Below are 15,169 nucleotides of genomic sequence, written 5' to 3' on the forward strand. Positions count from 1 at the left end.
GTGTCCGCCTCGGCCTCCTCGCCGGCGCCAAGCGCACGCCGCGATGGCGCAAGCCGGCTGCGTACGCGCTCCGGCGGCGCCGGCCGCAGCGCCCAGTCGGGCAGTGGCGCCGCCTCGCGCTCGGCCTCTTGCGCCTCCTCTCCCCCCACTTGCTTCGACTGCGCGCTCTCCATCCTGCGCGCCGTACCCCCGCCAGGCCCTTCCACCACAGCGAGGTGGCCATCGAGGCCGTCGCGCACGAGATGGTACCAGCAGTCCCTTTCCGGCTCTCTCAGGCCTTGCCAGCCGCACACATAGAGTCGATCGCGCGCCCGCGTCATGGCCACATAGAGCAGCCGGTGATACTCCTCGATGTCGGCGCGTTTGAGCGCCTCCTTCGCCTCAGCGATCGCTTCCAGTCCCGGCCGACCCGGCGCCCACACGAGATGAGTGACCGTCTCGGGCGGCGTGCCCTGCCGAGCTACGGGAAAGAGCTGCGGCCCTTGCGGCCGCGGCCGCATGCAGGTGTCCGGCAGGAACACGATCGGCGCTTGCAGGCCCTTGGCGCCGTGCACGGTCATGATGCGTACCTCGTCGCGATCCTGCTCCATGTCGCGCTTGATCTCGACGTCGCCCGCGCGGAGCTGATTGACGAAGCCCTGTAGCGACGGCGCCGCCTCCCGGTCGTAGGCGAGCGCCGCGTCGAGAAACTCGTCGATAGCCTCCGCCGCCTCAGGACCGAGCCGCGTCAGCATGCGTTTGCGCATCAATTGACCTTCGGCGCCAAGCACCTCGGAGAAGAACTCGTAAGGCGGCACGAGGTCGGCGTGCGACCGCCACGCTTTGAGCTGCGCCGCCGCTTCGCCGAAACGGTGATCGTCGCTCTTCTCTTTTAACGCGGCCCACAGCGAGCCTTTGCGCTCGTGCGCCAGGTCGAACAGCGCGTCGTCGTCAAGGCCGAATAGCGGGCTCTTCAACGCCACGGCGAGCGCAAGATCATCCTCAGGCATCAACAGCACGTCGGTGAGCGCGACCAGATCCTCAACGGCGATCTGGTCCATCAGCCGCATGCGGTCGGCGCCCGCGACCGGCACATTCAAGCGTTTCAACTCCCGGATCATCGGCGTGGTAAATGGCTCGCGCCGCCGCACCAAGATGAGAATATCGCCCGCCCTGATCGGCCTGCCGGCTGATGCCAAAGGCTCGCGGCGGTCGAGCCATCCCCTGATGGCCGCGGCGATGCGCTTGCACAGCGCATCGACCGAGCGTGCCCCGCCCGCGCCTTCGTTCCACGGCTCGAATGCCGGCGCCGGCTCCGGTCGCGTCTCGGCCTCGACCTCCCACAGCTCGACCAGCCCCGCCTCGCCTTGCCGGTGAGCGTGATGCTTGATCACCGCGCTGTCTATGAAGGTGAGGCCTTGAGCCGCTTGCGGTCTTGCGAACACGACGTCCACGGCGTCGAGCACGGGCACGGTCGACCGAAACGAAAGGTTGAGGGGGACGTCGTGCCAGGTGACCTGCGCAGCGGCGGCGCGCTGCCGGAAGGCACGGCCAACTTCGCCGAAGCGCGTGGGGTTTGCGCCCTGGAAACTGTAGATCGACTGCTTCTCGTCGCCGACCGCGAACAAGGTGTGCGTACCCTCGTGGGCGCCTGCGCCGGCGAAGAACTCCTCGGCCAGCGCCTCAATGATGGACCACTGCTCGGGGTTCGTGTCCTGTGCCTCGTCCACCAAGATGTGATCGACGCCGCCGTCGATCTTGTAGAGCACCCAGGCCGCGGCGCCGGAGCGCGACAGAAGAGCCTGCGTCTTGACGATGAGGTCGTCGTAGTCGAGCGTTGCCTCGGCGATCTTGCGCAGCGCGTAATCGTCCTGGATGGCGTCGGCGAGCGCGAGCGCCGCGCCGCTCGCTTTCGCGGCGCGAAGCAGCGCGAGCTTGAGATCGAGTTCGGCGATGCGATCCCTTGCGGCGTCGAGCGCCGCCGCGATCTGCGTCGCGTCCTTGCGAAACCCGGCGCCGCATACCCGCGCGCGCGGTTTGCCGTCGCTTGTGAAGAAGGCGTCCCTGAGCGATGCGGCGCGCGCCTCGCCCGTGCTGCCGAGCGCCTCGCGCAGTCCGTCCGCCGTCTTGCCGTCGTCCTGCGTGCACCCGTAGCTCACAAGCGCCGACACCATGGCTTCGATCGCGGCATCGTCGAGCACGGCGGCAAGCTCCACAGTCAGCGCGTCCTCCGCGTCCTCCGCCACGCCGAACAGCATTTTCAGCGCGCCTTCCTCTTCCTCCGCCCAGGTCGCGAGTCCGTCGTGATGCGCCACCATGCGGGCAAGCTCGACGCGCTTTGCCAGCACTGCGTCGATCACTTGACGGAAGTACTCCTCGCCGGTGACGGTGATAATTGTGTCGAGCGCCCGGCCGAGCAGGCTGTCCCGATTCTCCGCGGCCTTGGCAATCACCGCGTCGAACGCGGAGCGCTTCAGCAGTGCGGCTTCCCGCTCATCGAGCACTGCGAAATGTGGTGTCACTGCGGATTCGAGCGGGAAACGCTGCAACAGGCGCTCGCAGAAGCCGTGGATGGTATGGATCTTGAGCCCGCCGCGCGCTTCGAGCGCCCTCGCGAACAAACGCCGCGCGACACGTGTGTTACTGTCCTCGGGCTCATGCCCCATGAGCGCGGCAAGTCTTTCGCGCAGCTCCGGGTCCGGCGCCGTCGCCCAGGCGGCAAGCTCTTCCAGCAGGCGGTTCTGCATCTCCGCCGCCGCCGTCTTGGTGTAGGTCAGGCAGAGGATGCACTCAGGGCGCGCGCCGGCGAGCAGCAGGCGCAGGATGCGCTTCACCAACACCGCCGTCTTGCCCGTTCCGGCATTGGCGGAGACCCAGGCGGAAGCGCCAGGGTCCGACGCACGCCTCTGATTGGCGTCGGCCTCGTGGAGGAGGGACGCGTTCATCGCCAGTCCTCCTCGGCCTCTTGCGTCAGCCATTCCTTGACGCGGGCGAGGTGCTCGTACTCGTCATAGCGATAGATGTCCCTGAAGGCTGCCGCCGCCCGGCGCTTCACCTCGTAGGGGGTCTCAGTGTCGGCAAAGTGGGCGATGAGTCTCGTCAGGCTTTCCAGTGCGGTGGCTGCCAGAGCATGGGCTTCTGCCGTCCCCGCGAGCCGCTCCTCGCCGCCCTCGTCTCGTCCCGATACGCGGATGTAGCGAAGCTCGCGCACTGCGCGCTCGCCGATATCGGCGAAGCCGCCCGCCTCGGCAATCGCCGCTTCGAGAGAGAGCTGCGGCGCGTAGAGGTCATCCACATGCGTTGCCAATGGCGGCTTGCCGGTCTTGTAGTCATAAATCACCACGCCGCCGTCTCGTGTCACATCGATGCGGTCGGCGCGCGCCCTCAGACGAAAGCTCGGCGTGATGTCGCGCGCTCCGTTCACCTCGGCATGGGTTCGCGCGATGGCGGCGCGGCGCTGAGGCTCGGTGGCAGCGAACCATTTGGCGAAACGCTGGAAGTGCGGCCGCCAGAACGCCTCGACTCGCGCCGCGCCCCCGAGCTTGGCGAACAAATCGTCGGCGGTCGCCATCAACTCGCCAGAGATGACGTCCGGGAGGGAGTCGGGGTAGGCTTGGGCGAACGCGCTAAGCACCTCGTGCACGATCGAGCCGCGCATCGCCGCGTCAGGCTCCGCGCCGAGCGGCTTCAGCGGTTCGAGCTTGAGAATGTTCTTGGCGAAGATCTCGTACGGGTTGGCGATCCACCGCTCGATGCGGGTCACGCTCAATTCGCGCGGCCGCGCGTTGGCGGGCGGACAAGGCTTTGGCGGCTCGGCCGGCCTGAACCCATCCGCTTGGTCGCGCAGCCGCGCCCAGGCGACCCACGGCTCTTGCGGCTTGATCTTGTGGGTGAGGCCGGACGCCTCGACCAGCGCCTGAAGCCGTTGGAGCCAGCGGGATGGCACGGTAGGCACGCCTTCCACCTTCAGGGCGCGGGTGAGATAGACGGACGGCGCGCCGAGCGCCTGGGCGAAATCGTGGGCGCTGAGGCCGGTGCGCCGTTCCGGAGGCGACAGGCCGAGTTTGTCGCGCATGGGCCGGCTGAGCCAGGGGCCGGCCTCCTGCGGGCGCGGCCAGACCCCTTCGTTGAGGCTGCCGAGAATGACCACATCGGGATGCTGGAGGCGCGCCTCGAGCGGCCCCCAGATGAAGAGCCGAGGATGGGCGGCGGCCCGCGGACGTATCACCTGCCCGGCCAGGAGGCTGCGGTAGAAGGCGGGATAGTCGCGCGTTGAAAGGTGCAAACCTTCGCCCTCACTGATGAGCTCGGCGAGGAGCACGGTCAGGGCCTCGCCGGCGTCCTCTTGCCACAGCGCGGCGGTAGAACCCGTGGCATCGCGAGCGAGCGCCTCGGAGGCAGTGGCATGCGCCTTGGCGAAGAGGGAGGCCGACTGCGGTGAGGGGCTTGCGAACAGCTCGGCAAGCGGCGCGAAGGCACGCTCCAGATCGCGCACCAGGCCGAGTGCCGCATCGTGCTCCTCTTGTGTCAGTCTCAGGGGGCGTCGCTTACGCGCGCCGCGCGCCGCAAACAGCGCCTTGGCGATCCCGTCGAGCCCTTGGCCCACATAGATGTCGCGGAAGACGCCACGTTCGAGCGCCCGCGCGGCCGCACGAATCTCCGCCGGCTCTCGGCCGAGCCGTACCAAAGGATGCTTGAGCAGCGCCATCAGTTCGGGCGGCGCGAAGTCCGTCTCGGCCGCGCCGAGCACGAGGTCGAGAAACGCGCCGGGCACCGTGCGCGCGACAGGGATGCCGGCGGAATCGTCGATCGAGAGCCCAAAGCCCTTGAGTCGCGCCGCGACCCTGCGCGCCAGCACGCGGTCCGGCGTGACTAGCGCCGCGGTCTTGCCCGGCGTCTCGATGCACGACCTAAGAATGAGCGCGATGGCCTCCGCCTCGTCGTGGGCGGTCGGCGCCTCCACCAGGCGAATACCGGCGAGTGCGTTGGCGAAGCTTGCGCGGCCCTCAGGCGCGAGCGCATCTGCTTCGAGGTAACGCTGCCATGCGTCCGTGGTCTCGGCGGGACGCAGCGCTTCGCTCACGAGATGAAGCCGCGCGCGGGCGGCTCCGTCCGGCGTGCTGCCGGCGACATAGGCGACATCGCGCCGCTCCGCCCCGAGCTTGCGCAACAGCTCCGCCATGCCGGTCTGCGGATGCTCTGGATGCGCTGCCAGGCTCGCCCAGCTTTCGTCGTCGAGAGAGATATCGAGGCCGGGCAGCACGACCGCGCCGTTCGGCAGGGAGGCGATGGCGGCAAGGAGCCGCGCCGTGGCCGGCACCGTGCCCGTAGAGCCGGCGGCGATCACGGGGTAGGGCGACCCTCGCGCCAGACGCTCGGCCTCTTGCGCCATTAGCAGGTTGCGCCGGGTCACCGGCGATACCAGACCGTTGTCCGCGAGATATTGCGGCCAGTGCTTGGTGACGATCTTGAGGAACTCGACCGTTGCTTCCCAGTGGGAGGCGAGGTTCTCCGGCACGAGCGCATCGAGCCCCGAGAAATCGGCACCTTCGGTTTCGACGAAGTCCATCAACCGCGCGAGGTCGGCGGCGAGGCTCGACGCCTGGCCAGGGCTGTTCACCCAGCGGACCGACTCGATCTCGGCTTCGGTCGCGGCGGCCGCCGGGGTATTACTCCAAGCGCCGATGAGCCGCATGAGCGCAAGCCTGCGTGGCAACGCGCCGATGGCGGGTGCGCCGAGAGCGCCGTCGGCATCGTCCGAGCCTTCGGCGCCGAAGATGATGGCGGCCTCCTCGTCGGGATCGCCGAGCGCGTGGATGCGCGGCAGGAGCAGCGCCGCGCCGCCGGCTTCGGCGAGAAATGCCTCGCGTAGGCCCCGCGCCGCGCGCCGCGTCGGCAGATGGATCGTGGTGAGCGGCAGGGTAAGGGGATCCGGCTTTGGGCCGCCAGGGAGCGGCAGGTCGCCGGAAAGGATCGCCCTGGCGAGGGTGGTAAGGAACGGCGCCGAGGGCGGGATGGTGTAGAGGCGGGGGCTTGAGCGGGGTTCAGGCACCTTCATGCTCGAACAAGGCCTCGGCCTCCTCTAGCGACGCCGGCGTGCCCACATGCATCCAGCGCCCGTCGAGGCGCACACCGAACAGCCTGCCGTTGACGAGCGCCCGGTCCCACAGGAGGTTGAGCGAGAATGGCCCCTCCGGCGCGCCGTCGAATAGGCTCGCCTCGCACAGCGACACGCCGGCAAAGGCGAACGGCACCCTTTCCTTGTCGCCGCGCCGCGACAGGCGGCCGTCCGCGGTCATGTCGAAATCGCCGCGCGCGGCGTAGCCGATGCTGGTCGCGAGTGGCGCGAGCAGGAGCAAGCAATCCATGCGCTGAGGGTCCCACAGGTCGAGCATCTGCGGCAGCGCCGGCAGCGGCCCTTCACTCCACACCGAGTCCGAATTGTGGATGAAGAACGGCCCGGCGCCGAGGTCGGCGAGCGCCCTCTTGGCGCCGCCGCCGGTGTCGAGCAGGAGTCCACGCTCGTCGGAGACGAGGGTCTTCGGAGCTCGTCCGGCGCGCGCGCGCAAATGCGCTTCGATCTGCTCGGGCAGGTAGTGCACGTTGACGATGGCCGTTTCGACGCCGGCGCCGGCCAGGCGGTCGAGCACATGGTCGATGAGCGCGCGGCCTGCGAGCGGCACGAGCGGCTTCGGCATGCGGTCGGTGAGCGGGCGCATGCGCTCGCCATAGCCCGCGGCAAGCACCATCGCCGTCCGCGCTGTGGTCATGTCAAAGCCCCCTAAAGTGCCGGCGGCGGCAGGTCGCCGGCGCGCGGAAACTCGCGCGCGTAGAACGCGCGCAGGTCGGCAAGCGCCGGGTGCGCGAGATTGCGCTCGAGATAGCGCGCGACGCGCGGAATATGTGCGAGGTAACCGCGCTTTCCGTCACGTTTCGCCAACCGTGCAAAGATGCCGAGGATCTTCGAGTGACGTTGCGCGCCGAGCGTTGCATAGAGGGTGCGGAATTGAGTGCTCGAAAACGGCTCGGCCTTGGTTTTTCTGGCGGCACAGTACCGGTCGAGCAGGTCCCGTTCAAGCGCCTCGGGAACATCGAGCCGGGCGTCCTGGAGGAGTGATACCAGGTCGTAGGCGAGGGGCCCCTTGAGGGCGTCCTGGAAGTCGAGAATGCCGATTGTTTCGATGCCCCTGCGCTCGGGCAGCCACATGAGGTTGGGCGAGTGGAAGTCGCGCAACACCCATCCCAGGTCGGCCTTCGCTGCCTGCTTGAGATGCGGCAGCCACAGGGCCTCGAACTCCTCACGGAGCGCCTCAGGCGTCTTGCGGCCATGCACGGCGGGCCACAGCCAGTCGATGATCAGCGAGGCTTCGATGACCATGGCGTCCGAGTCGTAATCGGGAAGCCGGTAAGCGGTATGCCCCGGGATCGGCAGCGCGGCGGGCGGCGGCGTTTCGGCGAGCGCCAGCAGCACATCGACCCCCGCCCCCCATAATTCGGCGAGGGGCGTACCCCGCGCCACCTCGGCGCCGAACACGTGATCGCCGAGATCCTCGAGCGCGACAAAGCCCTTGTCGAGATCGAAGGCATAAATCTCCGGCGCTGACAGGCCGCGCTCCCGCAGCGCGCCTGCCACCGCGACGAACGGGGTCACATCCTCGGCGAGATGCACGAGCGCGCTATAGGGCTTGCCGTCGCGGATCGGCGGACCGTCGGGCTGCCGCGGCGCATTCATGAGGATGGCCGTGCCGTCCGGTTGCACGAGCCGCGCATAGGCGCGCGTTGAAGCATCCCCTTGCAGATATTGCGCATCGGCGCTGGCGTAGGTCGTCGTGTCGAGAAAACCTGATAGCGCACGCAAACGGTCAAGTCGCGCACCCCAGGCTCCATGCCCCGCCAGCACGACCCTGCGCGCCGTCGGTGAGGCCGTCTCCTCGATCGCCATATCGAGGCGGTCGGGCGGCAGCCACACGCTCGCGCGTTCGGGCCACTCTATGACGAGGGCGCCCTCGACTAGCGCGTCGTCGAGACCGAGCTCATCGAGTTCCGCCGGCTCGATGCGATAGAAGTCGCAATGACAGATCGTGAGGCGCGGCGTCTCGTAGCGCTGCATCAGCGCGAAGGTCGGGCTCGGCACTTCGCCTTCGCCGCCGAGATGGGTCACAAGCGCCCGCGCGAATGTTGTCTTGCCGGCGCCGAGCGGTCCGCTCAGGGTAACGATGTCGCCGGGCTTGAGGCTAAGCGCGATGCGGCTTGCCAGAAGGCCGATCCCCGCAAGATCGACATCGTCAAGCCGCCAGTCCGCGGTCATCCGGCGCGGCTTGCTTTCACGCGCGGCGCCTCGAGGTCCGCCTCAGGCGCGGCCTCTTGCTTGAGCGGCAGCAGGACCTTGACTCGGGTGCCCTGTCCCGGGGTCGAGACGAGCGAGACGGTGCCGCCGTGGAGCTCGGCGAGGCTCTTGACGATGGATAGCCCCAACCCTGCACCGCGATGGCGCGACCCTTGCGTGCGGCTTTCGAAACGGTCGAACACGGTCCGTTGCCGATCCTCCGGAATGCCGACACCCCTGTCCTCGACGATGAACGCAATCATGGACCCCTCCCGGCCGCAAGCGAACCTGACCGTCTCGCCTTGGGCCGAGAAGCCGATGGCATTGGACAGGAGATTATAGAGGATCTGCGTCACGCGCCTAGCGTCTGCCACGAACCGATCGACGCCGGGGGCGATCTTGACCTCCAGCCTCACGCCATCCTGCTTGAGGCGCTCCTCCACGCCCTGCCGCGCCGCCTCGATGACATCTCGGACCTTGACCGGCTCGAGCTTGAGTTCGAGTGTGCCAGCGTCGATAGTGGCGAGGTCGAGGATGTCGTCGACGATGGCCCTGAGCGTCGTCCCTGACGACAAGATGTCGTCGACATATTCGCGCTGCTTGGCGCCGAGCGGGCCGAAGGCTGGCTCGGCGAGCATTTGGGCGAAGCCCAGCATGCTGTTAAGAGGCGTCCGCAACTCGTAGGAGACATGCGAGACGAACTCGCTCTTGAGACGGTCGGCGGCCTCCAGCGCCTCGTTCTTCTCGATCAGAGCGCGCTCCACGCGTTTTGAGTCCGAGACGTCGGAATAGGTGAGGAGTGTGCCGCCGTCGGGCAGCGGCAGCGCGGCGCAAGCGAGCACACATCCATCAGGCCGGTCGAACTGGCTCTCATAGGGGCGGCGCTCGGCGACAATCGCCGTCACCGCCGCCTTGGTGCGCTCCCATTCCTCCGGCATGTCGTATAGCGCCCGGCACCATTGAATAACGTCCTCGACATGCGGCTCGGCGTCGAGCTGACGCGGCGACAGCCGCCAGATAGCGGCGAAGGCGCGGTTATAGAGCCTGAGGCGTCCGTTGGCGGCGAACACCGCGACGCCCTCGCGCAGCATGTCGAGCGTCTCCCGCTGCACCTGGATCAACGCATTGTAACGACTCTCGAGCGCGATCTGCTCGGTCACGTTCTCGTAGAGATAGGTCACGCCACCCTCGCCATTGGCGTCGGCGATCACGTGCAACGTGCGCCCGTCGGGCAGGTGCCAACGGTCTTCCACCTGCTTGTTCGAACCGTAGGCCGAGAGCCAGGTTTGCTTCCAGTCGCGATAGTCGGCGCGCTCCTCGAGCCGGCGCGCCTGACGTAAGCGGTCGAGGATCTCGCCGTCCCTGGGATGGCTGGCGAGCCACTCCGAATCGAGTTGCCAGAGGTCGACATAGGCCTGATTGAAATGCGCGAGGCGCTGGCGCGAATCGAACACGGCAAAAGCGGTGGCGAGCCGGTCGAAGCTGCGGAACCGGGTCTCGGTGTTCGGCCGGCTCTCGGGCCGTGATCGCTCGCCCTTCTGTGCCTCGGCATCGAGCAGTGCGCGCAAGCTCGCCACCTGCTCCTCGAGTTCCCTGTGCCTGGCGGCGAGCTCGGCAAGCTCGAGTCGCTGGCCGGCGATGTTGCGGACTTTGAAAACCAGCGACCGTCCGGCCGTGCGGCCGTCGACTTCAACATATCTGCCGCGCTTGGTGCGCAGCATGAGGTTGAATGCCTCGCCGCGCTCGGCGAGTGCCTGCATCGCGAGGTCGAGCTCGCCCGTGGATTGGGCGTCGAGCCAACCCGCGAAGTTGAGCAGGCGCTCAGGGTCGCGCGGCACGCCGAAGCTCGAAGGCAGGTTGGAGACGAGAAGCTCGGGCTCTCCCTCCTCCGACAATGTCAGCAAAGCTTGCGGCTCCGCGGCGAGCACGGTCTCGAGCGTGCTTTCGCTCAAGCGGTAACGCTCTGCCTCGATCGTCGCGTTGGCTTCTTGCCGGCGTGCGGCTCTCGTGGCGCGCAGGAAGGCGATGGCCGTGCCCACGGCGAAGGCGATGATGCCGAGATTGATGCCAAGCGTGAGCAGGGTCCGTGCGTCGAAGCCCGCGGTCTCCTCGGCCAGGGCAGCGTCGACGGTGAGCATCGAGCACGGAATGACAGACACGAATACGCGCAACAGCACCGTGGGCCACCTTGAAGCAGGTGTCACCTCGCCTTCGCTGGTCCGCATGGTCCCCTCGCTCCACGCCGCCGCCCATGACCCTCGCGTTTGGCCCCGCCTCGCGCCGCTCACGCTGCCACAGACTGAAACGCCGGAGCCGGCCGGCCCCGCGAAACCCAAGGCGAATCACGGCTAGACTAGCTGCTTCGCCGAGTCTTGCCCACAGCCGCGCGTGCTTTGGTTAATTGGGCAACGCCTACTCGGTGCGCCGCTCGAGCATGGCGGTGACGCCGATGCCGCTCCCGGTCCAGACCCAATGCAGCTTGCCGTCGGCGAAACTGACGCTGATCGTGCCGCCGTCGATGCAGTTACCGTAGGTGATACGCTCCCGGTACTCGGCTGACGTTCCGCTGTTGGACAACTCCATGAGCGAGCCGCCGCATTTGAGGGAGGGGTAGTCGATCGTCCCCCCTCCGGAGTTGATGGTCATGACGACGGGGTAGTTCTGCCGCGGAGCACCGCCGCCTGTCTGGTGGCCGGAGCCCGACCACGTGCCGGCGAGGGATGCGGCTGGAACTTCGTATCCGCAAGACCTGCCCGAGAAGACAAGGCAATTCACGGCGCCGCAGGATTCGCACGTGTAGAGCGAGCCGCTCCGGCAGACCTGTTCGCCGATGCGCGCACACTGCGCGGCGGCTGCGGAAGGCCCGATCAGGGCCGCAACTGCCAACGTCAAGAGAGCGCCACGCACCATCTTCGCGCCTCCCAAAAACTGGACGGGGGGATTTTAGCACAGCATGCGCATGCTGCGCTTCCCTGCAGGTCAATCACGGCGCGGGGGCGAAGCCGAATTTGTAGGAGCCTTGCACCAGGAGGTGCGCCTGCTCGGCGGCGTAGCGCATGGGAACGATCGTGCCCGTGCCGCCGAAATTGACATTGCCGCTCGTCGTCCACATCGACCAATAGCGGCCGCCGACGCCGAGGCTCAAGGCGTCGGTGACGGCATAGGAGAGCGCCGCCTCGAGCTGCACGCCGGTGCCTTCGCCATGTTCAGGCGACACGAGATTTCTCAGGAGGTGGTCGTCGACGCCCCTGAACTTCACATAAGGCAGATACGCGGCCTCGGCGGTGAGATTGACCCGTGGAGTGATGGTCACGTCTGCCACGGCACCAAGCCGCAGTGCTTCCCAGGTGTCGTCCTCGGTGATGGCGCGCAAATTGTTCGGCAGGGACGGGACGCAGTCGGAAAATCGGTTGGCAAGCTGCACGCAGCCAATCCCGGTCATATCCTGCTCGAACCGGCTGTAGCCGATAAACGGCGCGACCGAATAGCCTGCGCCCCGCCACACGTCATAGCCCGCATCGATGATCCCGTAATCGATGTCGTTGTCGACGCGCGACAGCGTATTTGAATACGGCACGAAGGCTGTCGGAAACGGAAGAGCCCAGTCCTCGTCGTTCAGCTTGCCGCCGCTGGTCGCGCCGCCGACTAGGCCTTTGACCATCAGCCCGAACGGCGTGTCGAGCCGCGCAAACGCTTCACCGCCGTCGATAGAGGTATTGTCGTAGGTCAGCCGCGACGCGAGCGACGACACGCCTCTAAACGGAATGCCGAGATCCTTGTGGAACTGGCCCCACCCATGCACGTAGCGCAGACCAGCCGTAAGCGCATAACGCCTCGCGGGATCCCCGGCTGAGCGGGGCCTTTGCTCGGCCCCCTGCGTGGCGCCGAGCTTGTAGTTCATTCCCAATTTGAATTGATGCAGGTTCTGGGACAGGTCGGTCCGGGACCCAGGGAAAGCGGCGAGCGGTCCAAGCGGCGGCGCCGATTGAAATCGGCTCGACGGCGCGGCGAAGTCCTCGTCGAACGAGAGGAACCCGTACTCGGCCTTCGCGGTCCACCGTGGGGTGATGGCCCGTTCCACGCCGGCGCCCACGGTCCAGCCCCACGTCACCCCGTCGTCGCTTGTTCCCGGCAAGCCAAGGCCGCCATTTGGCTTTGCATCGATATCGCCATGTGCCCAGGCCAAGCCGGCCTTGCCGAAGAGGAGCGTTCGGCCGTCCGAGGGCAAGATCCATCCCAGCCGGCCGGCGATCGTGCCGAGGGCGTCGATCTCTGCCCGGCAGTTCGCGCTGATGTAGTTCCCACTGAAGGCGAAGCAGGTGTTGGTGCCGTCGAGATCGGCGAAACTGATGTCAGCTTCGAAGCCGAGCAGGCCCGCCCCCCGCTGCCAGTTGTAGCCAATTTGGCCGCCAGCCAATGGCCCAGGCGTGCGCACGATATCGCCGAAGATCGACGGGCCGAACGGGTCGTCGACATCCACGAGGTCGAGCGCGCCGCCGAGATGGTAGCCGGCGTAAAAGCCGCTCCAGTCGAACGGCGGTGCCTCGGCGCCCCGCGCCGGAGAAACCGCAAGCGGCGCAAGAATCAGGACAATGCAAGCTCCCTTACGCCAGCCCATGCTTCTGCCCCCCTTGCATGTCTGGAGCAGCAAGGATGAGTGATTCTCACCGCTGGGGCGAGGACTATCCGGACATTGGGGACAATGCCGGAACCGGACCGCCAAGACCGCCGCCTCGCTGCTGTGCTAGCTTCCGCCCCGACAAAACCAAGCTGACCTCAAGGTGACGGTGCCAGCCTCCCTCAGGACAAATCGGGACGCTCAGCAGTTCGACGTCGTGGTGATCGGCGGCGGCCACAACGGCCTCGTGTGTGCCGCGTATCTCGCCCGTGCCGGGCTGAAGGTGAAGGTGCTGGAGCGGCGCGCTATCGTCGGCGGCGCGGCCGTCACCGAGGAATTCCATCCCGGCTTTCGCAACTCCACAGCGTCCTACACCGTGAGCCTGCTCCAGCCCAAGATCGTCGCCGATCTTGAGCTGCACCGGCACGGACTGAGAATTGTCGAGCGGCCGGCGATGAACTTCCTGCCGCTCCCGGACGGCGGCTACCTGCTGACCGGGGAAGGACGCACGAAGTCCCAGATCGCGAAGTTCAGCGCCGCCGATGCGGAGCGCTACGATGAATACTCCGCAAAGCTGACGGTTATCGCCGACGCTTTGCGCGGCCTCGTGCTGCGCCCGCCGCCAAACGTGGTGGAGGGCTTTGGCTGGCGCGGCCTCCGCGAGCTCGCGCGCGCCGCCTCCCTCGGCAACAGCGTGCGCCGTCTCGGCCTGGAGGACCAGCGCCTGTTCCTCGACCTCTTCACTCAGCCGGCGGCAGAGTTCTTGTCCGAATGGTTCGAGTCGGAGCCGCTCAAGGCCCTGCTCGGCTTCGATTCCATTGTCGGGACCTATGCGAGCCCGTTCGATCCCGGCACCGCCTATGTGCTGCTGCACCATGCCTTCGGCGAGGTGAACGGCAAGAAGGGCGCCTGGGGCCATGCCATGGGCGGCATGGGGGCGATCACTCAAGCCATGGCCAAGGCCGCGGCCGAGCGCGGCGTCGAGATCGAGACCGGCGCCGAGGTCGAGGAGGTCCTAATCGAACGGGACAGGGCCGTCGGCGTCGCATTGAGGGACGGCCGCATCGTGAAAGGGCGCGCGCTCGCCGCCAACGTCAATCTGAAGCTGCTCTATACGCGCCTCACGCCGGAATCGGCGTTGCCCTCCGACTTTCTCAACAGAATGCGGAAGTTCAAATGCGCCTCCGGCTCGTTCCGCATGAACGTGGCCTTGTCGGAGCTTCCGAGCTTCGCCGCGTTGCCGGGCAAGACCGCACAGCCGCATCACGGCGCCGGCATCATCATCGGCCCAAGCCTCGGTTACATGGACTGCGCCTATCGCGATGCCGTGGCGCATGGCTGGAGTCGGGAGCCGATCATCGAAATGCTGATCCCTTCGACCTTCGACGACAGTCTCGCGCCGCCCGGCGCGCACGTCGCGAGCCTGTTCTGCCAGCACGTGGCGCCCGAATTGCCTAACGGCCGCTCCTGGGATGACGCGCGGGACGAGGTTGCCGATCTCATGATTGCGACGGTCGACCGCTACGCGCCCGGCTTCGCCACGAGCGTCGTGGCGCGCCAAGCCCTAAGCCCGCTCGATCTCGAGCGCGAGTTCGGCCTCGTGGGTGGCGACATCTTCCATGGCGCGCTCACTCTAAACCAGCTGTTCTCGGCGCGGCCCATGCTCGGCTACGCCGACTACCGGGGACCGCTACGCGGGCTTTATCATTGCGGCTCTGGCGCGCATCCCGGGGGCGGCGTAACCGGCGCCCCGGGTCACAACGCGGCGCGAGTGATTCTCTCTGATCTAAGACCGTTTTCTTTGAGATGACTTCGCGGGGCGGCACTTGAGGCAACGGCAGCCGATCGGCTTGATCATGTCGTCGAAATATTCCTTGCCGTAGTCGTAGGCGAGTTCCTCGCCGGGCCTGATCCCGCGCTTGGCCATGACGAACACGCGGCCCTTGCGGATTTCGATCTCGCAATTGGGGCGGCAGGAGTGATTGATGTAGCGCGCGAGGTTGCTCTTGTCCCAGCCGTCGATGGTCTTCTTCTCGGTGACCTTGAACAGGTAACGGCTGCGGCTCTTGAGCCATTCCTCTTCGGTGATCTCGCGGCCGGTATACTCGACGATGCATACGCCCTTCGGGATGCGCTCAAGCGCGAACAGGCCGCGCCCCGCGCAGGCGCGCTTGACTGCAAGGCGAAAACCGCCGGGGGTGAACTTCGATTTCCCCATGAAAGCTCAGAGCAGCCGTGACAATAAG

At 67.0% G+C, this 15,169-nt stretch carries 9 protein-coding genes; 1 reads left to right on the top strand and 8 read right to left on the bottom strand.

Annotation, left to right across the window (positions count from 1 at the left end):
• The 7 genes from addA to ACRECX_RS05635 form a co-directional block, all read right to left on the bottom strand.
• Positions 1 to 2,924: double-strand break repair helicase AddA (gene addA / locus ACRECX_RS05605; RefSeq protein WP_431557836.1), on the bottom strand; the 2,924-nt coding region annotated here is incomplete at its 3' end.
• Positions 2,921 to 6,037, bottom strand: coding sequence for a double-strand break repair protein AddB (gene addB, locus ACRECX_RS05610; protein WP_431557837.1), 3,117 nt, complete (start codon positions 6,035 to 6,037; stop codon positions 2,921 to 2,923). The genes addB and addA, both read right to left, overlap by 4 nt.
• Positions 6,024 to 6,749 (bottom strand): nucleotidyltransferase family protein, encoded by a 726-nt coding sequence (locus ACRECX_RS05615; protein ID WP_431557838.1) that lies wholly within the window; start codon positions 6,747 to 6,749, stop codon positions 6,024 to 6,026. Before ACRECX_RS05615 ends, addB begins: the two co-directional genes overlap by 14 nt.
• 11 nt (positions 6,750 to 6,760) lie before the next feature.
• A complete protein-coding gene (tsaE, locus tag ACRECX_RS05620; protein ID WP_431557839.1) occupies positions 6,761 to 8,287 on the bottom strand; it encodes a tRNA (adenosine(37)-N6)-threonylcarbamoyltransferase complex ATPase subunit type 1 TsaE in 1,527 nt (508 codons plus the stop codon).
• The gene (locus ACRECX_RS05625) at positions 8,284 to 10,530 is read right to left on the bottom strand and encodes a PAS-domain containing protein (protein WP_431557840.1); all 2,247 of its coding nucleotides are present in this window, start codon (positions 10,528 to 10,530) and stop codon (positions 8,284 to 8,286) included. The genes tsaE and ACRECX_RS05625 overlap by 4 nt, the downstream gene beginning before the upstream one ends.
• A gap of 187 nt (positions 10,531 to 10,717) precedes the next feature.
• Positions 10,718 to 11,215: a hypothetical protein gene (locus ACRECX_RS05630; RefSeq protein WP_431557841.1), complete on the bottom strand. Its 498-nt coding sequence runs from the start codon at positions 11,213 to 11,215 to the stop codon at positions 10,718 to 10,720.
• Positions 11,216 to 11,288: 73 nt separating this feature from the next.
• Positions 11,289 to 12,923, bottom strand: a complete 1,635-nt coding sequence (locus tag ACRECX_RS05635) for an outer membrane beta-barrel protein (protein WP_431557842.1) — start codon at positions 12,921 to 12,923, stop codon at positions 11,289 to 11,291.
• Positions 12,924 to 13,092: 169 nt separating this feature from the next.
• Between ACRECX_RS05635 and ACRECX_RS05640 the strand changes: the two genes are divergently transcribed.
• Entirely contained in the window at positions 13,093 to 14,733 is a 1,641-nt protein-coding gene (locus ACRECX_RS05640) for a phytoene desaturase family protein (RefSeq protein ID WP_431557843.1), read from the top strand.
• Here ACRECX_RS05640 and ACRECX_RS05645 read toward each other — a convergent pair.
• Positions 14,710 to 15,141 carry an SET domain-containing protein gene (locus ACRECX_RS05645; RefSeq protein WP_431557844.1) on the bottom strand — a complete coding sequence of 144 codons (432 nt, stop codon included), beginning with the start codon at positions 15,139 to 15,141 and terminating at the stop codon, positions 14,710 to 14,712. The two genes, ACRECX_RS05640 and ACRECX_RS05645, sit on opposite strands and share 24 nt — an antisense overlap.
• Between the last annotated feature and the right edge of the window lie 28 nt (positions 15,142 to 15,169).

It is taken from the genome of Methyloceanibacter sp., assembly GCF_050726195.1.
Lineage (GTDB): Bacteria > Pseudomonadota > Alphaproteobacteria > Rhizobiales > Methyloligellaceae > Methyloceanibacter.

Excerpts from the sequence above, each read along its gene's own strand:
- addB (WP_431557837.1), bottom strand. The coding sequence starts at position 6,037 with ATGAAGGTGCCTGAACCCCGCTCAAGCCCCCGCCTCTACACCATCCCG.
- ACRECX_RS05615 (WP_431557838.1), bottom strand. The coding sequence starts at position 6,749 with ATGACCACAGCGCGGACGGCGATGGTGCTTGCCGCGGGCTATGGCGAG.
- tsaE (WP_431557839.1), bottom strand. The coding sequence starts at position 8,287 with ATGACCGCGGACTGGCGGCTTGACGATGTCGATCTTGCGGGGATCGGC.
- ACRECX_RS05625 (WP_431557840.1), bottom strand. The coding sequence starts at position 10,530 with ATGCGGACCAGCGAAGGCGAGGTGACACCTGCTTCAAGGTGGCCCACG.
- ACRECX_RS05630 (WP_431557841.1), bottom strand. The coding sequence starts at position 11,215 with ATGGTGCGTGGCGCTCTCTTGACGTTGGCAGTTGCGGCCCTGATCGGG.
- ACRECX_RS05635 (WP_431557842.1), bottom strand. The coding sequence starts at position 12,923 with ATGGGCTGGCGTAAGGGAGCTTGCATTGTCCTGATTCTTGCGCCGCTT.
- ACRECX_RS05645 (WP_431557844.1), bottom strand. The coding sequence starts at position 15,141 with ATGGGGAAATCGAAGTTCACCCCCGGCGGTTTTCGCCTTGCAGTCAAG.